The sequence below is a fragment of the Ralstonia sp. OTU4908 genome (assembly GCF_038440115.1).
Taxonomy (GTDB): Bacteria; Pseudomonadota; Gammaproteobacteria; order Burkholderiales; family Burkholderiaceae; genus Ralstonia; species Ralstonia pickettii.
Genome location: NZ_JASATD010000050.1, coordinates 1 through 25,208, shown reverse-complemented (window position 1 = coordinate 25,208; position 25,208 = coordinate 1). Strand labels below are relative to the sequence as shown.

Genomic DNA, 25,208 nt, shown 5'->3' with positions numbered 1-25,208 from the left:
TACCATATAGACGCATGCGCTGAGTGGTGCGGGACATCGTCCGGCCAGCCTCGCAGCGCGCATCTCGCCATTCTCGCCAATTCACTCGGCCATCGCCGGCACCACCTCGACGCGTTTCGGCACGCCCGTCACAATGGTCGCGACGGCAATCGCCAGCACCACGGCGGCGCCGATGAACACACCGGCCGCGCCGTTCGCGTCGAACACCACGCCGCCGGCTGCTGCACCGGTAGCAATCGCGAGCTGCACGGCGGCGACGATCAGGCCGCCCGCGCTTTCGGCTTCGTCGGGCACGGTGCGCGTCACCCATGTCGACCACGCCACCGGCACGCCGCCAAACGCCATGCCCCAGAGTGCGATCAGCACTGCGTCGATGACCGGCGCGCGGCCCAGCGACACAAGTGCGATGCCGAGCACAACCATCAGCGCGGGCATTGCGATCAGCATTGGGCGCAGCCGGTGTTCCAGTACGCGGCCGGCCAACGATGTACCGACGAAGTTGGCAATGCCGTAGCCCAGCAGGATCGCCGACAGCCCGTTCACGCCAACGCCCGCCACCTGCTCCAGGAACGGCCGCAGGTACGTGAAGAACGCAAAGTGCCCGGTAAACACCAGGATCGTCGCGAACATCCCGATGCCCACGCTCGGACGGCGCAGCACGTCGATCAGCGTGCGCAGCCGCGTTGTGCCACTTGGCGCCATCGACGGCAGCGTCGAGACCTGCGACACAAACGCCATCACCCCCAGTCCCGCTGCGGCCAGGAACACATTGCGCCAGCCGATCAGGTGGCCGAAGTAGCTGCCCAGCGGCGCGGCGGCAATCGTGGCGACGGCCACGCCGCTGAAGATGATCGATAGCGCCCGCGGCACCAACGCCGGTGGCACGAGCCGCATTGCGGTGGCGGTCGCCATGGTCCAGAAGCCGCCCAGTGCAATGCCCAGCACAACGCGGCCGATCAGGATCGTCGTGAGGCTGGTTGCAAACGCCACCGCAAGATTGGATGCTACAAGCAGCACCGAGAATGCGAGCAGCACGCGCCGCCGGTCGATGGAACGCGTGACGGCGGCGGTCAGCAAGCTGGTGACCAGCGCAACGGTTGCAGTGGCCGTGACGGCCTGTCCTGCCACGCCTTCGGTCACGCCAAGGCTTTCCGCCATGGGCGTCAGCAGGCTTGCTGGCAGGAATTCGGCCGTGACGAGCCCGAACACCCCCAGCGCCATCGCGAAGACAGCGCCCCAGGCGGGTTCACGCGGAGCCGCGACTGACGCGGCAGTGGAGATTCCGGGATTCATGCGTCGTTCCGTCGAAAACATCAGGGAAAATACCAATAAGGGCGCATGGTAAGGCCCGATAGCCGGACGGTCTATGGCATACACTCCGACCTTGTTGATCGATCGTCCGGATTTTCGACATGCTGACTCCCCTCCCCGACGTGCACGACCTTGTCAGCGAGCTGCTGCTCGGCATGCGGCTGAGCGGCGTCCAGTACCGCCGTATCCACGTGGCGCGGCCCTTTGGGCTGAGCTTTGGCAAGGCGCCGGGGCGTGCGCAGTTTCACTTCGTGGGGCGCGGGCCGGTGCTGCTGCGCGACGCGTCTGGGGCGACGATGCGGCTGGAAGCGGGCGATGCGGTGTTGCTGCCGCAGGGCACCCCGCACGCGTTGCTGTCCGATCCGGATACGCCGTGCCGCGAGATCGCCGGCTTTGAATCCGCGAAGATCTGCGACACGGTGGCGTCGGTTGGCGTCGGGGCGGAAGCGGCCCCGGGCGATGCGCTCATTTTCAGCGCCTGCATGGAGCTGGACCTGGGCGGCATGCAGCCCCTGGTGGGCACGATGCCGGAGTTCATGCACGTCGGCACCTTGCTCGCGCGCTACCCAGAAATCCGCCCGATGCTCGACGCGATGGAGCGCGAATCGTGCTCGGAGCGCGCAGGTTTTGCGGGCATCCTCGCGCGGCTGGCGGACGTGGTGGCCGCCTTCATCGTGCGCGGCTGGGTGGAGTGCGGCTGCGGCGACGCCACGGGCTGGGTGCAGGCGCTGCGCGAGCCGAAACTCGGTCCGGCGATCGTCGCCCTGCATCGTGACCCGGGGCGCAACTGGAGCGTCGCGGAGCTGGCAGCGCAAGCCGGTGTCTCGCGCTCGGTGTTTGCCGAGCGCTTCCTGGCGGCGACCGGAATGACGCCCGTGCGCTATCTGACCGAGCTGCGGATGCGGCTCGCCGCGCAATGGATCACGCGTGACCGCGAGGCGATCGAAGCCGTCGCGTACCGGCTCGGCTATGGATCGCTCGCTGCGTTCAGCCGCGCGTTCAAGCGGGTGGTCGGACGGCCGCCGGGGGCCATGCGCGCGGAGGGTGCGGAAGCCGACGCGTGACGGTCAGCGATGACGATAGCGCTGCGCCGCATGCCGAATCTCCTTGCTGAATTCCGCGCAGGCATGCGTCATCAGGTCCGCCGATCGGTAGACCATGTAGACGCTGAAGTCGGGTAATTCGTCTTCCATGGGGAGCACCTCCAGCGCGCCCGAAATCGTACGCAGCGGCCCCAGTGTGTTGATGAAGACAAAATCCGACCACATGCTCACCAGGTCCGTCTTGGTAGCCAGTTGCAGGCCGAGCAGGTTAGAGCCGCTCTGCACGATCCGGTGCGGGATTTCCAGCCGGTGCAGCCGCATTAGGCTTGCCATCGGGCTGCCAGGGTCATCCAGCGGGTCCAGCACCAGCCAGTCGGCATCCAGGAGCGAGCGCAGCTTGCGCGTGCGCCGTAGCGGATGACCGGGGCGCACCGCCAAGCGCATCGGCACGGAGAATAACGGCTCCCACTGGAAGCTGCTCGTGCCGGGCCCGCTGTTGGTGGAGATCAACCCCAGATCGATGCGGCCTTCGCGCAGACCTTCAAGAATTTGCTGCGAGCGCTGTTCGAAACCGCGCAACGCCACATTGGGAAAGCGCGTGCGGAATGCCGCCATGGCATCCGGTAGCGGGCCGCTGGAGGCGACGGCGGTAAAGCCGATGTTCAGTTCGGCCTCTGCGTGGCCGCGAATGGCTTCGATGTCTTCCAGCGCGTGACGCAGTTCCTGCTCAACCACGCTGGCCCGTTTGACGAGCGCCATCCCATACGCCGTCAGGCTCACGCCGCGCACCGAACGCGACAGCAGCGTGACGCCGAGCTCCCGTTCCAGTTCCGCAATCGCCTTGGACAACGCCGGCTGCGAGATATGCAACCCGCGCGAGGCCTCGTGAATGCTGCCGTGCTGTGCCACGGCAAGCAGGATGCGCAACTGGTGCAGCTTCACCTCGCTCTCCTCCTCGCTCATTGCACACGGTTGGGTGTGCGTGTCGCCTCACGCCTTCACGGGCTTTCCCTGATAGCGGATACATGCCGGTTATGACGGTGATTCTATTTGGTTATCGAGATGAATATTTGCGATTTTTTCAGCGCACGCGTTCCCTGAATACTGCAAGCACCCAAGGCTCAGAGAAGCCCTTTCCAACATCGTGGACGGAGACCCCATGAACGACGCCACCTTGCAGACTACGGCCCTGCCCGCCTCGGCCGTTGCTGCGCCCAAGCCCGCCGGCCAGGCGCGATTGATCGCCGCGTGCTCGATCGGCAATGCGCTGGAGATGTACGACTTCACGGTCTACAGCTTCTTCGCGCTGATGATCGGCAAGCTGTTTTTTCCGTCAGACAGCGCGTACGGCTCGTTGCTGCTCGCGGTGGCGACGTTCGGCATCGGCTTTGTGATGCGGCCGCTGGGCGGTTTCGTCATCGGCAACTACGCAGACCGCCACGGACGCAAGGCCGCAATGACGCTGACAATCGGGCTGATGGTCATCGGCACGCTGTGCCTGGCGGTTGCGCCGACATACGCCACCGCAGGCCTGCTCGGCCCGCTGGTGATCCTTGCCGGCCGATTGCTGCAGGGCTTCTCGCTGGGCGGTGAAATCGGCGCGTCGACGGCGATGCTGATGGAGTCCGGCGGTATCCGCGGGCGCGGTTTTCGCGTGAGCTGGCAGTTGGGCAGCCAGGGCATTGCCGCGCTGTGCGGCGCGCTGACTGCGGCCATTCTGTACGGCAGCCTGTCGCCGGAAGCGCTGCAGAGCTGGGGCTGGCGTGTGCCGTTCTTCCTTGGCCTGCTGATTGCGCCGGTGGGCCTGTATATCCGCTCGCACCTGGATGAAACGCACACCGCCGAGGCGCATGCACCGAGTCCGCTCGGCACCTTGTTCCGAGATCACGGCGGGCTGGTCATCAAGGGCGTGCTCACGATCATCGGCGGGACCGTCGGCACGTATCTGGTCATCTACTTCATGCCGACCTACATGATCCGCGAGCTGCATCTGCCGGCTTCGCTGTCGCTGCTGGCCGGTTGCGTGACGGGGCTGACGAGCTTCGGCGCGTCGCTCCTTTCCGGTTGGCTGGCCGACCGCCTGCCGCGCCGCAAGCCGCTGGTAGTGGGCGCAACGCTGGTCACCGTGGCGGCGCTCTATCCGGCCTTCTGGCTGATGACGCATTACCCGAGCGTGCCGCTGGTGCTGGCACTGTCGGCGTTGCTCACCGGCACGCTGTACCTGGGCACCACGCCCATGCTGCTCATGATGATGGAGCTGCTGCCCATCAAGGTGCGCGCCAGCGGCCTGTCGGTCATCTATGCGATCGGCGTCACGGTGTTTGGCGGCTCGTGCCAGTTTGTTGTGACGTGGCTGCTGGCCCGCACCGGCAATCCGCTCTCCCCTGCCTTTTACATGATGGCGTGCAGCGCCATCACGCTGCTGACCGTGCTGAGCCTGCGCGAAGCGCACGAAACCGATTGACCCCGGATTCCCATCCCCAACCCCGGAGCCCCGACATGACGAAAGCCCCCATGCTCACGCCGTTCCAACTGTTGCCGCATCTCCTGCCGCCCGTCCATATCGATGCAGAAACGTTCGTCAACATCCGCCGTCAGATCCACGCGCAGCCCGAACTCGGTTTCGAGGTAGGCGCCACCAGCACGTTGGTGGCCGATCTGCTCAAGAGTTGGGGTTACGAGGTGCACACGGGCATCGGCAAGAGCGGCGTGGTGGGCCAACTGAAGCTGGGCAACGGCACGCGCCGCCTTGGCATTCGCGCGGACATGGACGCCCTGCCCATTGTTGAAGCGACCGGCCTGCCCTACGCCAGCCGCAACCACGGCAAGATGCATGCGTGCGGCCACGACGGGCACACCGCCATCCTGCTCGCCGCAGCCAAGGCGCTGGCCGAGAGCCGCGATTTTGACGGCACGCTGAATCTCATCTTCCAGCCCGATGAAGAAAACCTGTGCGGTGCGCGCGCCATGATCGAAGACGGCCTCTTCGAACGCTTCCCCTGCGATGCCGTCTATGCCTTGCACAACATGCCGGGCGTGCCGGCCGGCAGCTTCCGCGTGCTGCCGGGACCGGTGAGCCTGTCCTCCGACGTGGCCGACGTCACCATCAAGGGCATGGGCGGACACGGCGCGATGCCGCATCGCGCGCGTGATCCGATTGCCGCGTCGGCCGCCATCATCACCGCGTTGCAAACCGTGGTCGCACGCAATGTCGCGCCTGACGACACGGCGGTGGTGTCGGTCGGTTTCATTCGCGGCGGTGCAACGCACAACGTGATTCCCGAATCGGTGACGATTGGCCTGAATGTGCGCGCAGCGCGGCCGGAAACGCGTGCGCTGGTGGAAATGCGCATTCGCGAGATTGTCAGCCTGACCGCACAGGCGCATGGCGTCGAGGCGCAGATCGACTATCGTCAATTGACGCCGCCCATGGTCAACACCGAGGCCGAGACGCAACTGGCGCAGCAGGTCTGCACCGAACTGGTGGGCGCGGCCAACGTCGTCACGCAGGCGCCCAAGGGGCTCAACGGCAGCGAAGACTTTGCCTGGATGCTCAATGAAGTGCCGGGCTGCTACCTGATCCTCGGCAACGGCGAAGGCGAATTCGGCGGCTGCATGGTGCACAACCCCGGCTACGACTTCAACGACCAGGTGTTGCCGTTGGGGGCGGCGGCCTGGGTGCGTCTGGCACAGACCTACCTGACCGCGTGAAGTGAACTTCGAGTCAAGCAATGCAAGCGAATCCGAGCCACGCCGCAACACCTGCGGCCGCCAACGAAGAGATCGTGCAATGGAGCGCGATCGAACTCTCCCGGCGCATCCACGCGCGCGATGTGTCGTGCGTGGAAGTCATGGAAGCGTTCCTTGCACAGATCGATCGTCATAACCCGACGGTGAACGCCGTCGTGGCCCGCATCGATGCCGAATCGGCCATCGACCAGGCACGCGAGCGGGATGTGCTGCTGTCGCAAGGTTTGTCCGGCGGCTGGATGCATGGCTTTCCGCAAGCGCCCAAGGATCTTGCGGCCACCGCAGGCATGGTGACGGCGATGGGCAGCCTCGCCATGGCGCGCAATGTGCCGACGCATGACAGCATCGTCGTCGAGCGCATTCGCCGGCAAGGCACGGTGCTGATCGGCAAGACGAATACGCCGGAGTTCGGGCTCGGTTCGCATACTTACAACCGCGTGTACGGCACGACGCGCAACGCCTGGAACCCCGAGCGCTCGGCCGGCGGCAGCAGCGGTGGCACAGCCGCCGCGCTGGCGCTGAACATGCTGCCCGTGGCCGACGGCAGCGACATGATGGGCTCTCTGCGCAACCCCGCAGCCTGGAACAACATCTACGGCCTGCGTCCGAGCCTCGGTCGTGTGCCTTACGGCCCCACCGGCGACGTGTTCTTCCAGCAGCTGGGTACCGAAGGCCCGATGGCGCGCAATCCGCAAGACCTCGCCTGGTTGCTGGCCACGCAGGCCGGCTACGACCCGCGTGCGCCGCTGTCGCTGAGCGACGATCCGGCGTGCTTCCTGCAGCCGCTGCACCGGGATTTCCGGCAGGCGCGCATTGGCTGGCTGGGCGATTTCGGTGGCTACCTTGCCGTCGACCGCGAAGTGCTGGCCGTCAACGAGCACGCGCTCGACACGTTCGATGCGCTGGGCTGCCATGTCGAAACCGTACGGCCCTTCTTCGCCATGGATGCGCTGTGGGAATGCTGGTGCACGCTGCGCGCGCTGAGTGTGTCCGGCAACCTCGGGCTGCTGTACGCCAACGCCGCCACGCGCGATTTGCTCAAGCCCGAAGCGATCTGGGAGATCGAGCATGGACGCAGCCGCACCGCCATCGACATCAACCGTGCCATCGCCACGCGTGCGAGCTGGTACCAGGCGCTGCTGCGGCAGTTTGCGCACTACGATTTCCTTGTCCTGCCCTGCACGCAGGTTGCGCCCTTCCCTGCCGAAGAACACTGGCCCAAGACCGTCGCGGGCCGCGCGATGGACACGTATCACCGCTGGATGGAAGTCGTGATCGGTGCCACGCTGGCGGGCGTGCCGGCCGCGAGCCTGCCGTCGGGCTTGACCGCCGATGGCCTGCCGCTGGGCCTGCAGGTGATTGCGCCGCCCCGGTCGGAGTTTGCGTTGCTGCAGCTTGCGGCCGCGTGGCACGAAGCGTTCGCGCCGGCACGTGCGGCGTCGCCGCTATTGACGCTATTGGGCTGAGCGATGCACACGTGCCGTGTTTTCCCGGCACGCGCATAGCCAATCCCACACCGCGCGCACGGCAGCGTCTTCAAGCCGCGCAGATGGCGCCACGGCCCAGAAGGCGTAGCGCTGAATGACCGGCGCTGCGAAAGGCTGGACGAGCGTGCCCGCCTCCAGCGCATCGCGCACCAGCGGCAGGTTCGCCAGGATCACGCCTTGCTCCGCCATTGCCGCCGACATGGCATGCCCGTCGTCGGACAGCACGATGCCCGTGTCCGTCTTCAGCGTGTGCTCGATACCCGCCGCGCGTGCCCACATCGGCCAGCCGATCGCCTGCGGCAGCGTGCGTTGCCATTCGGAGTGGATGAGCGGCACGCGCGTCAGATCGTCGTGCGACCGCACGTTCAGGCCCGGATGGCAGACCGGCGCATAGGCGTCGCCAAAGAGATGTTCGGTGATGAGGCCGCCCCCCTTGACGGGCGTATCGCCATAGCGCACGGCAAGGTCTGCGCTGCCGCCATGCGGGTCGACCACGGTGTCGGACGCATTAATGCGCAGATCCACCTCCGGATGCTGCGTCGCAAATTCACCAAGCCGCGGCACCAGCCAGCGCGCAGCAAGCCCCATCGGCGCCGTGAGCGTCACGCGCTGACGCCCCGGTTGTGCCTGCGTGCCGCGAATGGCATCGATGGCCTGCGCAAACGCATCAAAGCCGGTGTTGAGCACCGGATACAGCTGCTCGCCGGCATGAACAAGCGCCTCGTCATCCTCAGCGCACGCGGCGATTTCGGTTACGGCCCCGGCCAGCACATTGCCCACCTGAACCACGTCGAGGCCGGCGTCGCCACGGCATTCGGCTACATCGGCATCACCGATGTGGCATCCGTCGCCGTCGAATACGACGAGTTTGCCGACGAGCGGTTACGCGCGTCCATCGCATCGGCGGAAAGCGAGGTCGATGCACTGGTCGCGCGGATGGCCGCCGCCGTGGAAGCGGCCTAGTCGATCAGCCGCCCGTCCGGTTCGAAGAACGGATGCGGGCCATCGAATTGCCCCACGTAGGCGAGGTGGCTCACCAGGCCCTGGCCCGGCACCCATGCGTGCACCTTGTAGGCGGGCGGCTCCATGACAAAGCCGGGCGCCGCGTCCGGGTCGAGTTCCAGCGCCACCTGATGCGCCGGCGACGGGCATGTCGAGGCCACCGTCCCCGCAAACCGCACGTCAATGGAGCGATGCAGATGGCCGCAGATGATGCGCTCGACGTTGCCGGCGGCACGCACGATCTGCGCGAAGGCCGGGATGTCTTCGGGGGCGAGCGATTGCACGTCCATGTGGCCGATGCCCGTGGCGAACGGCGGGTGATGCATCGCGATGACGGTCGGGCGTTGCGTTTCTTGCGCCAGCGCTTCGGCCAGCCAATCCAGGCGCTGCACGCCCAGGCGGCCGCCCGGATGGCCGGTGTCCAGCGTATCGATCACGATCAGGCGAACGTCGCCAATGTCGATCCAGTATTGGAAGGCGTGTGTGTCTTGCGCATCAGCCGGAATGGGCTCGAGCCAATCGGCAAAGGCTTCGCGGGCGGCGTCACGGCCGTCGTGGTTGCCGAGCACCGGCAGCATCCGGATGCCGGCCGCATCGAGCGGCGCCAGCACCGCGCGCAGGTGCGCATATTCCTCGGGCGCGCCGGCGTCGACCAGGTCGCCGGTCAGGACGATGGCGTCGGGCTTCTCCGGCTGCGCCAGGATATGGGCCACGCAGCGCGCCAAATACGCCGCCGAATCCACGCGCCGATAAGCCAGTCGCCCCGGGCGCTTGATATGAAGGTCGGTCAGTTGCAGGAAGTGCATCGGCATCAGGCTTGCAAGGTCAGCAGGCGGTCTGCCGGGATCTCGAAGCCGACCGCATGGCCCGGCGCAAAGTGCTGGCGGCCGGGCACATCGATAAAGAGCGGCGTGCTCGAAACACCCGCCACGCGCACGCGGGTGCGAAAGCCCAGAAACACCGCCGATTCGACCGTGCCCTTGAGCGCCGCCTGGGCCGGGTCGGCCAGCACGGCATCTTCGGGGCGGAAGAAGATGGCATTGCCGTCGCCGGCCGGCACGGGTACGCGGCCGCCCGCGCAGACGAATGCGCCATTCTCGCGCGTGCCGTCGAGCCGGTTCATGATGCCGATGAAATCCGCCACGTGCCGGTTGGCCGGCTGGAAGTAGATCTCGCGCGGGGTGCCGATCTGCGCAATGCGGCCGGCTTCCATGACGACGATGCGATCGGCCAGCGCCATCGCTTCTTCCTGGTCGTGCGTCACGTAAATCGTCGTGATGCCGAGACCGCGCAGCAGGCGGTCCATCTCGGCGCGCACGGATTCGCGCAGCTTGGCGTCGAGCGCCGTGAGCGGTTCGTCGAGCAGCAGGACGCGCGGCTCGGGCGCCAGCGCGCGCGCCAGGGCTACGCGTTGGCGCTGTCCGCCCGAAAGCTGGGCCACACCGCGGTCTGCGTATGGCGTGAGGTGCATCATCTCCAGCAGCGTGTTTGCCCGGGCGCTGATCTGCGTGTCAGACAACCCGTTCTGCCGGCGCTGGATGCGCAGGCCGTATTCCACATTGCCGCGCACGCTCAGGTTCGGGAAGAGCGCGTAGTTCTGGAACACCATGCCGACGCGGCGGCGCTCAATCGGGCGCGCGGTGACGTCTTCGTCGCCAAAGTGCACGGTGCCGCCGGCATCCGGCGCTTCCAGGCCCGCGACGATGCGCAGCGTGGTGGTCTTGCCGCAGCCCGAGGGGCCGAGCAGCACGACGGTCTCGCCGGCGGCGATGTCGAGGTCCATCGACTCCAGCACGCGCTGGCCGCCGAAGTGTTTTCCGCAGCCACGCAGCCGGATCGGCACGGGCGCGAGATGTAGAGGTTCGGTACTCATCGGGAAGCCTTTCCGTTGTTCACCCGCAGGCCGCCAAAGCGCTGCATCAGCACCAGCAGCGGCACGATCATGACGAAGAAGATCAGCGTGTAGGCGCTGGCGATTTCCAGACGCATCGACGCATAGGTATCGGCCAGGCCGACCGGCAGGGTCTTGGTTTCGGGCGTGTGCAGCATCCAGGTGAGGTTGAACTCGCCCACCGAGAGCGTCACCACCGTCAGCGCGCCGGCCAGGATGCCGGGCTGCACGTTGGGCAGCACAATCGTGCGAAAGCGCTGCCAGAACGACGCGCCCAGGCTGGCGGCGCCCTCCTCCAGCGTCTTCAGGTTCTGGCCTGCCGCCACGGCGGCAACCGAGCGCACCATGAACGGCAGCGTGAACACCACGTGCCCAACGACGATGAACCACAGGCTCTCGCGAAAGCCGCCAAAGCCGCCGTACGCCACAATCAACCCCAGCGCCGTCGCCAAGCCGGGCAGCGCCACGGGCAGCGTCAGGAATTCTTCGATCAGGCGGCTCGTGCGGCTCTGGCGGCGCGCCAGCACATAGCCTGCCGGCACGCCGGCCGCCAGCACGATCACTAGCGTGCACAGCGCCACCAGCAGCGACATCCAGATCGACGCGTGATACATGTCCCAGACTTGGGCAACCCAATCCAGCGTCCAACCGCTCTTGAAGCCGCGGATGTAGTTGCGCGTCAGGCCCACGGCCATCGACAGCACGACGGGCACGATCAGGAACAGGCACAGCAGCAGCGTGATGAGCCACTGTGAAAGAGAAAGCACGCGTTTCATGCTGCGGCCCCACTTGGGCTACCACTTGCGGTGCGGGCAATCGCCAGCACCAGCCACGTCACCACGCCCAGCACCACCGACAGCGCCGCCGCCATCGCAATGCCCGCGTTGAGCGTGAACTCGGTGTAGATCGTCATCGGCAAGACGTCGATATCGGTGGCGAGCGTGAAGGCGGTGCCGAATGCGCCCATCGACGTGGCAAAACAGATCGCCCCCGAGGCGATCAGCGCGGGCGCCAGCCCCGGCACCAGCACATCGCGCGTGACCTGCCACGACGATGCGCCCAGCGAGCGCGCCGCTTCTTCCAGTGAGCGATCGAGCTTTTCCGCCGCCGCCATGACCGTCAGCACCACGCGAGGGATCGAAAAATACAGGTAGCCGAGAAACAGCCCGCCGATGGAATAGGCGAAGACCCATTTCTCGCCGACGAGCTTGTGCGTGACGTCGCCCAGCAGGCCCTGGCGCCCGGCCAGCAGGATCACCATGAAGCCGACCACCACGCCGGGAAACGCCAGCGGAAACGTCAGCATGGCGGTAATCATCTGCTTGCCCGGTACGTTGTGGCGCACCAGAAACAGCCCGGCGATGGTCGAGAGGACGAGCGTCGCCAGCGTGACCGCCGCCGACAGCACCACCGTCGAAAACAGGCTGCCCAGATAGCGCGACGTGGTGAGCGCCGCCGTGTACGTGGCGACCAGCCCTTCGCTGCCGCTCACACGCAGCAACGCCGCCATCGGCAGCAACCAGAACGCGCAGAACAGCGCGACGGCGGGCGCCAGCAACGCCACCCGCCACCGTGCGGGCAACACCGCATCGTCGGGCAAGGTGGATCGGGTGACGGTGCTCATGCTCAGCGGACCTCGTTCAGGTAGCGCGTGCCAAACGCCTGCTGACCGGCTGCCATCTTGTTGAAGTCGACCGTTTTGGCGCGGGCGTATTCGCTGGCCGGCAGGAAGCGCGAGGCGGCCTCCTTGCTCATCGCGCTGGCGCGCACCGGGCGCAGGTAGGCGTTGGCCCACAGCGTCTGGCCTTCGTCCGACAGCACGAAATCCAGCACCTTCTTGGCGTTGTCGGCGTGCGGCGCACCGGCGGTCAGGCTCATCACGTACGGCACGGCAATCGTGCCTTCCTGCGGGATCACGAATTCCACGTTCGCGTGATCCTTGTACTTGGCGCGGTAGGCGTTGAAGTCGTAGTCGAGCAGGATGGGGATTTCGCCCGCCACCACGCGCGCGTAAGCGGTTTGCTTCGGCACGATCGGCGCGTTTTTCTTCAACTGCTTGAACCACTCGATGGCCGGGCCGAAGTCGTCGAGCGAGCCGCCCAGCGCTTGGTTGACCGCCACGGCGCCCACGTAGCCGACGAAGGCGCTGCTCGGGTCGAGGTAGCCGACCATGCCCTTGTATTCGGGCTTGAGCAGGTCTTTCCAGGAACGCGGCACGGGCTTGCCTTCCAGTGCGTCCTTGTTGACGAAGAAGCCCAGCGTGCCGGAGTGGATCGAGAAGAACGCACCGTCCGGGTCTTTCATGCCGGCCGGAATGTCTTCCCAATGCTTGGGCTTGTAGTTGGCGACCAAGCCCTTTTCCTTGGCCTGATACGCGGACGTGATGCCCAGGTAGGCCACGTCAGCCACGGGGTGCGATTTTTCGGCCAGCATCTGCGCGATGGCCTGGCCGGAGTTTTTGTTGTCGAACGGCACGGTAATGCCGGTCTTGTCCTTGATGGCCTTGATCTGGCTGGCCCAGTCGGCCCATTCGGGCGGGCAGTTGTAGCAGATGGCGACTTGCTGGCCGGCCGGCTGTGCCTGCACCGGCGCAGCCGCGGCGAATGCGCCGGCAGCCACGAGGCCGCACACGCGCAGCCATTGAACGAGACGTTTCATCGAGACGCTCCTTGCGTATCAGACGTGAGGGAAGAAACAAACGGAGAGAGACGCTTCCGCCGGCGCACGGGCCAGCGTGCCGCCCGCCAGCAGGCGGTGCGGCAACGTAATCGAGGGCACCACCTCGCCGGCGATGCGGCGGGCCAGCGCGGTGGCCGCGTCGGCGCCGATCCGGCGATGCGGCTGGGCCACGGTGGCCAGCGTCGGCGAAAGCCATTGCCCCATCGCAAGGCCATCAAAGCCGACCACGCTCACGTCTTCGGGCACGCGCAGGCCCATTTCGCGCAGCGAGCGGATGGTGAGCAAGGCAAGGCGGTCGTTGCTGCAGAAAATGGCGGTCGGGCGCGGCGGTGCGAGCAGCCGGGCCAACTCGGCGGGCAGCATGGCATCGGCATTGAAGTCAATTTCGACGGGCGGCTGTGGCGCAATGCCGGCCGCCTCCAGCGCTTCGCGGTAGCCGTCGTGGCGCAACGCCGCACGGTCAGACGCTGCCAGCGTGCCCGTCAGCATGCGGATCTGGCGGTGGCCCTGCGCAAGCAACGCGCGAATGGCGTCGCGTGCGGCGGCGCGGTTGTCGACGGTCACGCAGCAGCGGGCGGGAATGCGCGCCTGGCCGACCGTGTCGTTGTAGACCAGCACATAAGGCACGTGCTCGGCGTCCAGGCGATCGAGGTGCGGGTTGGCAGCGGCATCGCCCACGGTCAGGATCAGGCCGTCGACGCGTTGCTCGAGCATGGTCTCGATGGCGCGGGCTTCACGCTCGCGGTCGTAGGCCGTCGTCATGAGCATGACGCGCTGGCCTGTGATGTACGCCGCTTCCTCGATGCCCTGCATGCATTCGGCAAAGACTGGGTTGGCCAGCGACGGCAGCACCACGCCCAGCAAGCCTGTGCGTTCGGCGCGCAACTGGCGGCCCAGCGCATTGGGGCGATAGTGCAGCGCATCCATGGCGGCCTGCACGCGGGCCAGCGTCGACGCACTCACCCGCTCCGGCGTGTTGACTGCCCGCGACACCGTGGCAATCGAAATGCCGGCGTGCGTCGCTACGTCCTTGATACTGCTGCCCACTGCGCGCCCCTGGAATGTGTAAACGTTTACATCCTAGGTGCGCGCAGTGACTGTTTCATGACAATCGATGCTGCGGTGCAGTCATCGTCGCAACGCAGCATCGCCGGTGTTGTGCATGGCAAAGTTACAAAGCTCGCATATGCTTCTTACGAACATGGGCAAGTGGCGGGCGTCAATGCGCGCGCCGCGGCATGGCCCAGTTGCTGCTGTGCTGTCCTACTGCCTGCTTTGGAGACCCCATGCGCGTATCGCCCGTTCTTGATGTGCCGACCACCGCCCTGCCCGCGCTGATGCAGCACTACGGCGTGGTGCGAGCGCAATCGCTGGCCCTGGCTGCGCCGCTGTCCGACGCCGACGCCACCGTCCAGTCCATGGACGACGCCAGCCCCGCCAAATGGCATCTCGCCCATACGACGTGGTTCTTCGAGGAATTCATCCTGGGCCCCAACGTGCCGGGCTATCGCTCGCGGGATGCGCGCTACCGCTACCTGTTCAATTCGTACTACGAAACGGTGGGCGCACGGCACCCCCGCCCGCGCCGCGGCATGCTCACCCGCCCCACGCTCGATGAGGTGCGCGCCTATCGCGCCCATGTCGATGCGGCCATGCAGCGCCTGCTGGCCGACGGTGTATCTGATGACCTTGCCCGCCTCGTGACGCTCGGCCTGCACCACGAGCAGCAGCATCAGGAGTTGCTGCTGACCGATCTTCTCCACCTGTTTGCGCAGAACCCGCTGTGCCCGGCCTATGCCGAAGCGCCCGCACCACGCGTGCATGCGGGCCCAGCGCAACCGGGTTGGGTCAGCTTCCAGGGCGGTGCCGTGCAGATCGGCAAAACCGATACGGGAGCCGACACCGACTTCATGTTCGACTGCGAAGGCCCGCGCCACACCGTCTGGCTGGAGCCCTATGCGTTGGCCACGCACCCTGTCACCAACCGTGAATGGCTCGCCTTCATGCAGGACGGCGGCTATCGGCAGCCTACGCTGTGGCTGTCCGACGGCTGGGCATGGGTTCAGCGGGAGGGCATTGACGCCCCGCTCTACTGGCGGGCGGGCATGGACGAGGCCGAAGGTTGGCAGCATATGTCGCTGCACGGCCTGCAGCCGGTCGATCTGGATGCGCCGGTCACCCACGTCAGCTTTTACGAGGCCGATGCCTACGCCCGCTGGGCCGGCGCCCGCCTCCCTACGGAAGCTGAATGGGAGCACGCCGCAGAAGGCCAGCCCGTGCAAGGCAACTTCGCCGGGCGGGGCGCGCTACGTCCGTTGCCCGACCATGGCATCGCCGAGGCCGGCAGCCTGCGTCAATTGTTCGGTGATGTGTGGGAATGGACCGCCAGCCCTTATGGCCCGTATCCGGGCTTCGAGCCGGCCGAGGGCGCCGTGGGCGAATACAACGGCAAGTTCATGTGCAGCCAGATGGTGCTGCGCGGCGGATCGTGCGTGTCGCCGGATGGACATTTGCGGGCGACGTATCGCAACTTCTTCTATCCGCACCAACGGTGGCAGTTCACTGGAGTGCGGCTGGCGCGACGCGCTTGACGCCCGTCACGCCCAGTAGCAGGGCCAATTGCCCTGCCATGCAGACCGCGTTCAGCGGTTGCTGTCAAACAGCATGTTGGTGGGCGTACCAATCGTATCTCGACCGGCCGGGCTAGGTGCTCCGGCGTCGCGTTTAGCGGGCGGCATCGGCGTCGGCACATCCGGCGCTGCGGCCTTAACAGGCGGGGAGACTGCGGCTGCAGGGACCGGCGCCGAAGCAGGCTTGCCGGACTGCTCCGCCAACTTGCGCCGGCGCGATTCCAGCCCCGCAGCAATCTCATCCTGGTGATACCGCTTAGCGAAATCGATCACGTCCATCTTCTGCTGATTGCGCAGGTTCATGTCGGCGCCCTCGTCCAGCAGCAGCTTGACGGTCGTGATGTGCCCGCCCATGGCCGCCATCATCAGCGGCGTGGTCGCGTTGGGGCTTTCTGCATCGATATAGGCCGCGTGGTCGAGCAGGTATTTGACGATGTCGTCATAGCCATTGGTGGCGGCGTAATGCAGCGCGGTCCAGCCGGTCTTGTTGACCTCCACCTCGTACGTTTCCACCATCAGCTTCACCATGGGCAGCAGGCCCTGGTAGGCGGCCATCATCAGCGCGTTTTCGCCTGCGACATTGGTGCGCTCGAAATCGATGTTCTTGGCGCGAATGAGCGCCTCGGCCACCTCGATGTTCTTCTCCTTAAGCGCATCCACCAGCAGCGGCGTGCCGTCGCGGGTCTTCAGGTTGGGGTCCACGCCCTGCGCGACATATTTCTGCACCAGCGCCGGGCGGTTGTATTCGACGGCGTTGCGCAGATCGTCCTGGGGCGTGGCGAGTGCGACACCCGACAGCGCCATCGTCAAAGCACCAGCGAGAGCGATTTTGTTCATTGCTTGCTTCAAGTTATCGCGGTATCGCATTGAATAGATTGAAGAAGTTATCGGTGGTAGCGCCGGCAATGCGCTCCAGCGGTTCGCCGCGCAGCGTCGCCAGGAATTCGCCAACGTGGCGCACATACGCCGGCTCGTTCGTCTTGCCGCGGAACGGCACCGGCGCCAGGTACGGCGAGTCGGTCTCGATCAGCATGCGGTCCAGCGGCACCTTCTTGGCGGTTTCCTGAAGGTCGACGGCATTCTTGAACGTCACGATGCCCGAGAACGAGATATAGAAACCGAGGTCCAGCGCGGCCTTGGCCACATCCCAGGTTTCTGTAAAGCAGTGCATGACGCCGCGTGCGGCCTCGGCGCCTTCCTCGCGCATGATCGCCAGCGTGTCGTCAGCCGACGAGCGCGTGTGGATCACCAGCGGCTTGCCGGTCTGCTTCGACGCGCGAATGTGTGTGCGAAAGCGATCGCGCTGCCACTCCATGTCGGCCACGGTACGGTCGCCCAGGCGGTAGTAGTCGAGCCCGGTTTCACCGATGCCGACCACGCGCGGATGATCGGCCAGCGTCAGCAGGCGCTCGAGCGTGGGCTCTTCAATGGACCGGCCTTCTTCAACGTCCGCCTCTGCATCGGGATGCACGCCCACGGTGGCGTACACGTTGGGCTCCTGCTCGGCAATCTCCAGCACACTCGGAAAATCCTCCAGCGTGACGGAAATGCAGAGCGCGTGCGTGACGCGGTTCTCCCGCATGCGCGTCAGCAGCTCAGGCAGGCGCGCGCGCAAGTCGGGGAAATTGATGTGGCAGTGGGAATCGACAAACATCGAATAATCAGAAAGTTACGGCGCAAACTTCGTGCGCCGTATCAGGAAAAAATCAAAGTGTTTGGGTGGGACGCTGCGAATTGATCTGCTTGCCCAGCACCTCTTCGATCACACGGCGCAGCACGCGGCACTGCTCATCTTCGCCAAGGTGCACGCCAATGCCCGGCGTCTTGGCCGGCGTGCCCACCGGCGTGATCCAGGCTACCTTGCCGGCCACCTGATACTTCTGCGGGCGGTCCAGCAGCGAGAGCACCAGGAAGACTTCCTCGCCAATCCGGTAAGGGCGCTGTGTCGGCACAAAGATGCCGCCGTTCTTCAGGAATGGCATGTAGGCGGCGTGCAGACCGGCTTCATCCTTGATGGCCAGCGAGACGATGCCCGGGCGGGTCGGTGCGCCTGAAGCCGTGCCGGGTGCAGCGGGGGTACCAGGGGTGACGGGAGTGCCGGGCGTACGAAGAGGTGCAGTGCTCACAGGGTGTCCACTAAGTGCAAACGTTCAGGTGCGGGTGCGGGTTCGAGTTCAGGCAGACGGAAAGAGCTGCCGGTAATCCAGCAAAAGGCTTTCAATGACGAGCCGCGCGGCCAGCGGATGCTGCTCGGAGCGGCGCCGCTGGGGCAAGGCACGCGCAAAACGTTCCAGGCGGTCCAGCGGGATGGTATTCGCGCAACGTTGCAGCGCATCGCGTTGCGCCGGGAAATAACGCGGACGTCCGGCAAGTCGCGCCGCCATCAGGTCAAAGACCCACCGGTGCATGGTACTGAGAACGGCAGGCACCGACAATTTCTGTAAATGATCTGCCGTGGCGAGTGCGTCCAGCTTTGCGCCCTGGCCGAGCTGTTCCAGCAGAAATTGCAATAGCGGCCGGTCTTCGGATTCTGCGGCGGCCAGCGCGGCCAGCGGCGCATTGCCGAACTCGGCCAGCAGGTTTTGCGCGTGCGGCACGCCTTGCTGCTCCAGCCACTGGCGCGCGGCCTCGGGCTGAGGCGGCTGCAGCGGAAACTGCCGGCAGCGCGACAGGATGGTCGGCAGGATACGGTCGATACGATCCGTCACCAGCAGGAAGACGGTGTTCTGCGGCGGCTCTTCCAGCGTCTTGAGCAGTGCGTTGGCGCCTTCGGTCTGCAACGCGTCGAGCGGATACAGCACCACCACGCGCAACCCAGCGCGGTGCGTGCCGACCCCCACCCCTTCGATCAGATTGCGGACCTGCTCCATGCGGATGATCTTGCTCGGCGCCTTTTTCTTGCCGTCGGCGTCTTTCTCCGTCTCGGGCGCGTCTTCCATCGCTTCAGGGCGCACGAGGTGGAAATCCGGGTGGTTGCCCTGCGCAAACCAGTTGCAGGCCGCGCACGTGCCGCACGGCTGGCCGTCGGGTGCAGGCGTATCGCACAACAGGCTTTGCGCGAAATGCATGGCGAAATCGCGCTTGCCGGTGCCGGCCTGGCCGTTGAGCAGAATCGCGTGCGGCAACTTGGCCCGCATCGCTTGGAGACGGGACCAGTCAGCGGATTGCCAGGGATAAAGCATCATGAATCAATGGGTTGCGTCAGATTGTTGATGCAGAAACTTGCCGTGAAACCATTATTTCCGTATCTGAAATTGCCCGCAAAATCAGAGCGTTGCAAGCAGATTCTCTAAGTCTTTCTGGATATCGGCGCGCTCGCGATTGGCGTTGAGCACGACAAATCGATCCGGTTCGGCGGCTGCGCGGCGCAGGTATTCGGCACGCGTGCGCAGGAAGAACTGCGCGGACTCGGCTTCGAACTTGTCGGGCGTGCGGGCATCGGCCAGGCGTGCGGCGGCAATCTCGGGGGCCAGGTCGAACAGGATGGTCTTGGTCGGCTGGAGGCCCTGCTGCACCCAGCGCTCAAGCACTTCCAGCCGGTCGATTGCCAAGCCCCTGCCCCCGCCCTGATAGGCGAACGTGGCATCGGTGAAGCGGTCGGAAATGACCCAATCGCCGGCGTCCAGGGCCGGCTGAATCACTTCGGCAATGTGCTCGCGCCGGCCGGCAAACATCAGCAGCGCTTCGGTTTCCAGATGCATGCGCTCGTGCAGCAGCACTTCGCGCAGGCGCTCGCCCAGCGGGGTGCCGCCCGGCTCCCGGGTGACGACGACCTTTTTGCCCAGAGGCGCGAGCTTCGCTTGCAGTTGCTGCGCGAACCACGCCAGGTGCGTGCTCTTGCCTGCCCCGTCGATCCCTTCGAATGTGATGAACTTGCCGGTCATGGTTGGCCGCGCTGATATTTGTTGACGGCCCGGTTGTGGTCCGTCAGGTTGGTCGAAAACTGGCTGCTGCCGTCGCCGCGCGCCACGAAATACAGTGCGTCGGACGGTGCCGGGTTCAGTGCCGCCTGCAGCGACGCCATGCCCGGCAGCGCGATTGGCGTGGGCGGCAGGCCGGTGCGCGTGTAGGTGTTGTACGGCGTGTCGGTCTGCAGGTCGCGCTTGCGCAAATTGCCGTCAAAGCCGGCACCCAGGCCGTAGATGACCGTCGGGTCGGTCTGCAGCAGCATGTTCTTGCGCAGGCGGTTGACGAACACGGCGGCAATCATCGGCCGCTCCAGCTTCTGGCCGGTTTCCTTCTCGATGATCGAGGCCATGGTCAGCGCTTCGTACGGCGTCTTGTAGGGCAGATCCGGCGAGCGCTTCGCCCAGGCGTCGTTCAGGCGCTTCTGCATAGCCTGGTAGGCGTGACGATACAGCTCCACATCGCTGCTGCCCCGTGCAAAAAGGTAGGTATCGGGAAAAAACAGACCTTCCGGGTTGGCTTCGGGCGCGCCGATCTTGCGCATCAGGGCTGCATCAGACAGGCCCGCCGTGTCGTGCTTGAGCGCAGGCTCGGCGTCGACCACCGCCCGCATCTGCCGCATCGACCAGCCCTCGATGACGGTGACGACGTAATGCGTGACGTCGCCGCGCGCCATCTTGTCCAGGATGGACATGGGCGTCGCGCCGGTTTCCAGCGCATAGCCGCCGGCTTTCAGGCTCTTGGCGTTGCCCGTGGCGCGCGCCAGCAGCGAAAACAACTGCGGCTGCACGCCCACCCCGGCATTGGCCAACTGCTTGCCCACCGAGATCACGCTCGAGTTCGGCTTGATCACCACCTCCAGCGGCGACGCCGCCAGGCTCACGGGTTGCTGGGCCCACCACACCACGCCGCCTGCCGCTGCCAGCACAATCAGGATGGCCAGCAGGACCAGGCGTTTGAGAAAAGAGAGCATTCTGTTGCGAATCTGTGTGAGGAACCGGCGGACACCGGCGATTTCCGCACTCTTGAAATGGATAGACAGGGCACAAGCTGCCCTTCAGACAGCCCAATATAATACCGGGTCAATCTCAGGCCGCCCCGCACCATGAATGATGTCTTCCACGATTTTGTCGATACGCTGAGCTTTCCGCCGCTCGACGTGCAATTTGATGCCGCCACGCGTGGCAGCGTGCTGTGTGCGCCGACCGATCTGGCGCGCATCGCCGTCGAAGGCGCCGATGCCGCCGAGTTTCTCCACAACCAGCTGACCAACGCCGTGACCGGCCTGGGCCTGAACCAGGCGCGACTGGCGGGCTATTGTTCGCCCAAGGGTCGGCTGCTGGCCACGCTGCTGGTGTGGCGTCAGGCCGATACGATCGTGCTTCAGACAGACAAGGCGATCGCTCCGGCGCTGACCAAGCGCTTGTCGATGTTCGTGCTGCGCGCCAAGGCCAAGCTGCGCCCGATGGACGAGTTCATCGCCATCGGCGTCGCCGGGCCTGACGCGGCGGAAGCGCTGCGCGAGGTTGGTGCCGTGCTGCCTGAACCCGATACCGTCAACGCGGTGGCGCAGCAGCCTGCCACGGTCGGCCAGCAATTCGGCGCCGTCGTCCGCCTGCCGGATGCCGGCGGCCGCCCGCGCTATCAATGGATGGTGCATGCCGAGCACTTCCAGGACGCCTGGAAGACGCTGTCGTCGCGGCTGTCGCTGGTCGGCACCGAGGTGTGGGATTGGCTGAGCCTGCAGGCAGGTGTGCCGCACATCACCCTGCCTACACAGGAGCAGTTCGTCCCGCAGATGGTGAACCTGGAACTGCTGGGCGGCGTCGATTTCCGCAAGGGTTGTTACCCGGGGCAGGAAATCGTGGCACGCAGCCAGTATCGCGGCACGCTCAAGCGGCGCATGCAGCGCGCGCACGTCAATGCCCCCACGTCGGCCGGCGCCGAGGTCTACAGCGCAGCCGATCCGAACCAACCGTGCGGCATGGTGGTCAATGCAGCCATGGCGCCCGACGGCGGGACCGACCTGCTCGTCGAATTGAAGCTGGACGCGCTCGACACCGCGATCCATCTCGCCACGCCGGACGGTCCGGCGCTGACGTTGCAAGCGCTGCCGTACGTCATTCCCGTTTCAGAAAACGCCTGATACCGCCCCCATCATGGCCGACCACCTGTTCGTCTACTTCCGCATCGCCGAGCGTGACGCTGCCGCTGCCCTGCCGCGCTGGCAGCGTTGGCTCGAGACCGTGGAAGAAGCGACCGGCGTGGCCGGCGCGTTGATGCGCCGCCCCGAAACACGCGACGGCCAGGCCACCTGGATGGAGTCTTACGACGACGTCCCGCCCGCATTTGCCGCCACGCTGGCGGCGCTGTGGGAAACCGGCGGCCCGCGCGAATTCGTTGCGGGTGAACGCCACGCAGAGCTGTTTGTCGATCTGGAAAACAGCTGACGACGCCCTGCTGCAATCGTCATCGCAAAAATCCGGCAGGCTGCTATGCTTGGCCGAAGCCTGCGCGACACAGGTCGTCACATTGACCATTGGCCGTTCGTTGCGCGGCATGTTCAAAGGAAGTGCTCATGTGTTTGATTCTCACGGCCTGGCACGCCCACCCCGCCTACGCGCTGGTGGTGGCCGCCAACCGGGACGAATTCTATGATCGCCCTGCCGCGCCGCTGGCGTGGTGGAGCGACGCGCCCGATGTGCTGGCCGGGCGTGACATGGCCCAGGTGGTCGGTCACGCTGGCACGTGGATGGGCATGACCCGCGACGGCCGTTTTGCCGCGCTGACGAATTACCGCGCGCCGTCCGAGCGCCGGCCCGATGCACGCTCGCGCGGGGAACTCGTCTCGAATTTCCTGATGGCGGACGACATGTCGGTGCCCGCCTATCTCGATAGCCTAGCCGCCCGCGACCGGGCCTACAACGGCTACAACCTGCTGACCGCCACGCGCGACGAACTCTGGTGGACGAGCAACCGCGCCGAAGCGCCGCGCAAGCTCGCACCTGGCCTCTATGGGCTGTCCAACGCCCTGCTTGATACGCCGTGGTTCAAGGTGCGGCATCGCATGGCCGCCTTTGCCGAAGCGCTGGCTGCAGATACGGGCCGGCACGGCAACGCGCTGGACGTGGCCCGCTATCTCGATCTGCTATCGGAAACGCGCGAAGCACCGACCGGCGCCTTGCCCGCCACAGGCGTGGCCCCTGAATGGGAGAAGCTGCTTTCCGCCGCCTTCATCCGCTCGCCGCGCTACGGCACGCGTGCCAGCACCATCCTGCGCATCCGCCACGACGGGTGCTTTGACGTGACCGAGCGCCGCTTCGACGCCCAGGGCCAGATTGGCGAAACGCGCTATCTCGGCGTGCTCGATACCGTCACGCACGCCGATACCTAGGCGCTGCCGACTCAGGCTGCTTCCTGCTTGGCGCTCGCGGCCTGATTCATTTCCAATTCGGTGACGGCGGCGCCGCCCGGCCGCAATGCCGAATGTTCGCGCTTGGACTGCACCAGCGGATAGAACATCTGCGCGGTCCACGGCTCCGCACCGAACAGCACGTCGTCCTGTAAGCCGATTTGCGCGGGATATTTGCGCGTGATGTGCGCCGTGCCGAACAGCACATCCCAGAAGAACAGCAGGTTGCCGAAATTGCCCTTGTAATGGCCAATGCCATCGGCGTTGGTCAACGCGTGATGCGCCCAGTGTGTGGCCGGCGTCGAAATCGTCCGCTCGATCACCCACATCAGCGGACGCAGCGCGCGAACGCGATACAGCGGCGCATCCCAGGGCCAGGCGCAATGCGCGCCAACAATGACAGTCAGCTTGACGACGAGGTAAGCCGCATAGACCGGCCCAAAGCCCAGGTAGACAGCCACGCCGCCAATCCACAGCCCCGGCATCATCAGGTAGTAGAAGAAGTTGTTGCGGTACGTGACGCGCACGCTCATGTATGACGCGCTGTGATGCGCGCGGTGCAACGGCCACAGCAGCGGCGTGTGTGAAGCGCGGTGCCAGAGGTATTGCGTGAGGTCGTCGCCGATGAGCAGCAACCCGGTCATCGCCCACCACGGCAGATCGGCCCAGGCGTTGTGCTGCGCCGGGATGAGCCATTTGCACAGTGCATTGCTGCCCAGCAGCGCGATCGGCTGCGTCACGGCAACAAGGCTGATGAACATCAGCACTTCCAGCCAGGCATCGTTGGCGGTGGCGCGGCCGCGCACGTTGGCTTGATAGCGCCGCGTCACGAATTCCATGGCGGCAAATCCGAGGATGCAGGCGACGATCAGCGCGTGCTCCATGTGCGAACTCATTGGTGTCTCCTCGCTTTTGTTGTGCAGAGAAGCCTAGGAGTGCCACTTCAATGCGTCCAATGCATAATGAACATCCGTTCAATGCATAGCACGCAACAACATGGATTTGCGACGCCTCAGTCACGTGGTTGCCCTCGCTGACACACTGCACTTCGCACATGCTGCGCAAGCGGTGCATCTGAGCCAACCCGCGTTCAGCCGGAGCATCCAAGCGATCGAGGACGATCTCGGCATCCGCCTGTTCGATCGCGAAACCGGCGACGTGCGCCCCACTCCCGCCGGCGAATTCGTCATCGAACGCGCGCGGCGCCTGCTGTTCGAGGCGCGCTGCCTGCAACGCGATGTTGATCTGTATCGCGACAGCCAGCTTGGCGACACGGCCTTCGGTGTCGGGCCACTGCTGACGGCCACGCTCATGCCGCAAGCGCTGCAGGATTTGCGGCAGCAGCATCCTCAGGTGGCGCTGCGCATGGAAGTCGGCAACTGGGTGCAACTGCTGGAGAGCCTGCGCAGCGAGAGCATCGAATTCTTCGCCGCCGACGTGCGCGACATGCCGAAAGACGCCGCGCTGGATATCCAATTGATTGGAGGTCAGCCCCCGCACCTGTACGTGCGGGCCGGCCATCCGCTTGCAGGGCGCACGCACACGCTGCGCGAAGTTTGGGAATACGGCATTGCCGTACCGAAGCTTCTGAGCCCGTCAAAGGTGGAACTGGCGATGCTGCTAGGGCTGCCGGCAGGTCAGGAGGCCAGTATCGCCCTGGAATGCGACAACTACGGCGTATTGAAGACGGTTGCGCTCACGACGGACACCGTGCTCGGTGCCACGGACGCCGCCGTGAGGGAGGAGCAGGAAAGCGGCACGCTGGTGCGGCTGGCGGTGAAGGGTTGGCTTTCGCCGCCATCGACCACGGGGATTGTGCGGCTGCACGGCAGAACCGCGTCGCCGGCAGCGCAGGCGGCCATCGCAGCGATTGTGCGGGCCGCCCAAGGAATCAACGTGTAAGGACGCGCCGCATGGTCCGGTGCGGAATGCCCGCCTCTTCAAACTCCTCGCCCTCGGCCGCAAAGCCTGCGCGCGAGTAGAACGGCATGGCGTGGGTTTGTGCGTTCAGGATCAGCTCGGGATAGCCCAGCGACTGCGCCTTGTCGATCAAGGCTTCCAGCACGCGTGCGCCAACGCCCGTGCCTCGCGCCTCCT

26 protein-coding genes and 1 pseudogene are annotated in these 25,208 nt (G+C 65.6%); 10 read left to right on the top strand and 17 right to left on the bottom strand.

The window, feature by feature from the left end; all coding sequences use genetic code 11:
- Positions 1-81: 81 nt before the first annotated feature.
- Entirely contained in the window at positions 82-1,293 is a 1,212-nt protein-coding gene (locus AAHM38_RS23280) for an MFS transporter (RefSeq protein WP_116575831.1), read from the bottom strand.
- Between the two features lie 119 nt (positions 1,294-1,412).
- Between AAHM38_RS23280 and AAHM38_RS23275 the strand changes: the two genes are divergently transcribed.
- Positions 1,413-2,375, top strand: a complete 963-nt coding sequence (locus AAHM38_RS23275) for an AraC family transcriptional regulator (RefSeq protein WP_009238145.1) — start codon at positions 1,413-1,415, stop codon at positions 2,373-2,375.
- Between the two features lie 3 nt (positions 2,376-2,378).
- Here the strand turns inward: AAHM38_RS23275 and AAHM38_RS23270 are convergent, their stop codons facing one another.
- Positions 2,379-3,296, bottom strand: a complete 918-nt coding sequence (locus AAHM38_RS23270) for a LysR substrate-binding domain-containing protein (RefSeq protein ID WP_179817659.1) — start codon at positions 3,294-3,296, stop codon at positions 2,379-2,381.
- A 217-nt stretch (positions 3,297-3,513) separates the two neighbouring features.
- On the opposite strand from AAHM38_RS23270, the gene AAHM38_RS23265 reads away from it, so the two are divergent.
- The 3 genes from AAHM38_RS23265 to AAHM38_RS23255 are packed head-to-tail and all read left to right on the top strand — an operon-like array spanning position 3,514 to position 7,570.
- Entirely contained in the window at positions 3,514-4,818 is a 1,305-nt protein-coding gene (locus tag AAHM38_RS23265; protein ID WP_009238143.1) for an MFS transporter, read from the top strand.
- A 35-nt stretch (positions 4,819-4,853) separates the two neighbouring features.
- The gene (locus AAHM38_RS23260; RefSeq protein ID WP_116575707.1) at positions 4,854-6,065 is read left to right on the top strand and encodes a M20 aminoacylase family protein; all 1,212 of its coding nucleotides are present in this window, start codon (positions 4,854-4,856) and stop codon (positions 6,063-6,065) included.
- Between the two features lie 20 nt (positions 6,066-6,085).
- Positions 6,086-7,570, top strand: a complete 1,485-nt coding sequence (locus AAHM38_RS23255) for an amidase (protein ID WP_116575706.1) — start codon at positions 6,086-6,088, stop codon at positions 7,568-7,570.
- On the opposite strand, the gene AAHM38_RS23250 is transcribed toward AAHM38_RS23255, so the two are convergent.
- Positions 7,559-8,278: a LysR substrate-binding domain-containing protein gene (locus AAHM38_RS23250; protein WP_116575705.1), complete on the bottom strand. Its 720-nt coding sequence runs from the start codon at positions 8,276-8,278 to the stop codon at positions 7,559-7,561. The two genes, AAHM38_RS23255 and AAHM38_RS23250, sit on opposite strands and share 12 nt — an antisense overlap.
- A 21-nt stretch (positions 8,279-8,299) precedes the next feature.
- On the opposite strand from AAHM38_RS23250, the gene AAHM38_RS23245 reads away from it, so the two are divergent.
- Entirely contained in the window at positions 8,300-8,554 is a 255-nt protein-coding gene (locus AAHM38_RS23245) for an NAD(P)H-dependent oxidoreductase (RefSeq protein WP_116575704.1), read from the top strand.
- Here AAHM38_RS23245 and AAHM38_RS23240 read toward each other — a convergent pair.
- The 6 genes and pseudogenes from AAHM38_RS23240 to AAHM38_RS23215 form a co-directional block, all read right to left on the bottom strand.
- Complete coding sequence (locus tag AAHM38_RS23240; RefSeq protein ID WP_116575830.1) at positions 8,551-9,399, bottom strand: phosphodiesterase; 849 nt, start codon at positions 9,397-9,399, stop codon at positions 8,551-8,553. The genes AAHM38_RS23245 and AAHM38_RS23240 overlap by 4 nt on opposite strands.
- 5 nt (positions 9,400-9,404) lie before the next feature.
- Positions 9,405-10,466, bottom strand: coding sequence for an ABC transporter ATP-binding protein (locus AAHM38_RS23235; protein WP_116575703.1), 1,062 nt, complete (start codon positions 10,464-10,466; stop codon positions 9,405-9,407).
- Positions 10,463-11,260, bottom strand: a complete 798-nt coding sequence (locus AAHM38_RS23230; protein ID WP_116575702.1) for an ABC transporter permease — start codon at positions 11,258-11,260, stop codon at positions 10,463-10,465. The genes AAHM38_RS23235 and AAHM38_RS23230 overlap by 4 nt, the downstream gene beginning before the upstream one ends.
- Positions 11,257-12,108 carry an ABC transporter permease gene (locus AAHM38_RS23225; protein WP_116575701.1) on the bottom strand — a complete coding sequence of 284 codons (852 nt, stop codon included), beginning with the start codon at positions 12,106-12,108 and terminating at the stop codon, positions 11,257-11,259. Before AAHM38_RS23225 ends, AAHM38_RS23230 begins: the two co-directional genes overlap by 4 nt.
- A 2-nt stretch (positions 12,109-12,110) precedes the next feature.
- Entirely contained in the window at positions 12,111-13,142 is a 1,032-nt protein-coding gene (locus tag AAHM38_RS23220; RefSeq protein WP_116575700.1) for an ABC transporter substrate-binding protein, read from the bottom strand.
- Positions 13,139-14,210: pseudogene (locus AAHM38_RS23215) on the bottom strand (LacI family DNA-binding transcriptional regulator). The gene AAHM38_RS23220 and the pseudogene AAHM38_RS23215 overlap by 4 nt, the downstream one beginning before the upstream one ends.
- A gap of 239 nt (positions 14,211-14,449) precedes the next feature.
- Between AAHM38_RS23215 and egtB the strand changes: the two are divergent.
- Positions 14,450-15,754, top strand: a complete 1,305-nt coding sequence (gene egtB, locus AAHM38_RS23210) for an ergothioneine biosynthesis protein EgtB (protein ID WP_116575698.1) — start codon at positions 14,450-14,452, stop codon at positions 15,752-15,754.
- A 51-nt stretch (positions 15,755-15,805) separates the two neighbouring features.
- Here the strand turns inward: egtB and AAHM38_RS23205 are convergent, their stop codons facing one another.
- From AAHM38_RS23205 to mltG, 6 genes are all read right to left on the bottom strand, one after another.
- Positions 15,806-16,660 (bottom strand): ankyrin repeat domain-containing protein, encoded by an 855-nt coding sequence (locus AAHM38_RS23205; protein ID WP_116575697.1) that lies wholly within the window; start codon positions 16,658-16,660, stop codon positions 15,806-15,808.
- The gene (locus AAHM38_RS23200; protein ID WP_179817661.1) at positions 16,644-17,447 is read right to left on the bottom strand and encodes a TatD family hydrolase; all 804 of its coding nucleotides are present in this window, start codon (positions 17,445-17,447) and stop codon (positions 16,644-16,646) included. The genes AAHM38_RS23205 and AAHM38_RS23200 overlap by 17 nt, the downstream gene beginning before the upstream one ends.
- 52 nt (positions 17,448-17,499) lie before the next feature.
- Positions 17,500-17,919: a PilZ domain-containing protein gene (locus tag AAHM38_RS23195; protein ID WP_004626896.1), complete on the bottom strand. Its 420-nt coding sequence runs from the start codon at positions 17,917-17,919 to the stop codon at positions 17,500-17,502.
- A 48-nt stretch (positions 17,920-17,967) separates the two neighbouring features.
- Complete coding sequence (locus AAHM38_RS23190; RefSeq protein ID WP_116575696.1) at positions 17,968-18,978, bottom strand: DNA polymerase III subunit delta'; 1,011 nt, start codon at positions 18,976-18,978, stop codon at positions 17,968-17,970.
- An 81-nt stretch (positions 18,979-19,059) separates the two neighbouring features.
- The gene (gene tmk / locus AAHM38_RS23185) at positions 19,060-19,677 is read right to left on the bottom strand and encodes a dTMP kinase (protein ID WP_009238128.1); all 618 of its coding nucleotides are present in this window, start codon (positions 19,675-19,677) and stop codon (positions 19,060-19,062) included.
- On the bottom strand, positions 19,674-20,672 hold the full coding sequence (mltG, locus tag AAHM38_RS23180) for an endolytic transglycosylase MltG (RefSeq protein WP_116575695.1): 999 nt from the start codon (positions 20,670-20,672) through the stop codon (positions 19,674-19,676). The genes tmk and mltG overlap by 4 nt, the downstream gene beginning before the upstream one ends.
- Before the next feature lie 132 nt (positions 20,673-20,804).
- On the opposite strand from mltG, the gene ygfZ reads away from it, so the two are divergent.
- The 3 genes from ygfZ (at position 20,805) to AAHM38_RS23165 (ending at position 23,093) form a co-directional block, all read left to right on the top strand.
- Positions 20,805-21,845 (top strand): CAF17-like 4Fe-4S cluster assembly/insertion protein YgfZ, encoded by a 1,041-nt coding sequence (gene ygfZ / locus AAHM38_RS23175; protein WP_116575694.1) that lies wholly within the window; start codon positions 20,805-20,807, stop codon positions 21,843-21,845.
- Positions 21,846-21,858: 13 nt separating this feature from the next.
- On the top strand, positions 21,859-22,149 hold the full coding sequence (locus AAHM38_RS23170) for a DUF4936 family protein (RefSeq protein WP_027681436.1): 291 nt from the start codon (positions 21,859-21,861) through the stop codon (positions 22,147-22,149).
- Between the two features lie 128 nt (positions 22,150-22,277).
- On the top strand, positions 22,278-23,093 hold the full coding sequence (locus tag AAHM38_RS23165) for an NRDE family protein (protein ID WP_116575693.1): 816 nt from the start codon (positions 22,278-22,280) through the stop codon (positions 23,091-23,093).
- Positions 23,094-23,104: 11 nt separating this feature from the next.
- Here the strand turns inward: AAHM38_RS23165 and AAHM38_RS23160 are convergent, their stop codons facing one another.
- On the bottom strand, positions 23,105-24,007 hold the full coding sequence (locus tag AAHM38_RS23160) for a sterol desaturase family protein (RefSeq protein WP_116575692.1): 903 nt from the start codon (positions 24,005-24,007) through the stop codon (positions 23,105-23,107).
- A gap of 100 nt (positions 24,008-24,107) precedes the next feature.
- Here AAHM38_RS23160 and AAHM38_RS23155 point away from each other — a divergent pair, with 100 nt between their 5' ends.
- Positions 24,108-25,013 carry a LysR substrate-binding domain-containing protein gene (locus tag AAHM38_RS23155; RefSeq protein ID WP_116575691.1) on the top strand — a complete coding sequence of 302 codons (906 nt, stop codon included), beginning with the start codon at positions 24,108-24,110 and terminating at the stop codon, positions 25,011-25,013.
- Here AAHM38_RS23155 and AAHM38_RS23150 read toward each other — a convergent pair.
- A partial coding sequence (locus AAHM38_RS23150; protein WP_342234326.1) for a GNAT family N-acetyltransferase occupies positions 25,003-25,208 on the bottom strand: 206 nt, incomplete at its 5' end. The two genes, AAHM38_RS23155 and AAHM38_RS23150, sit on opposite strands and share 11 nt — an antisense overlap.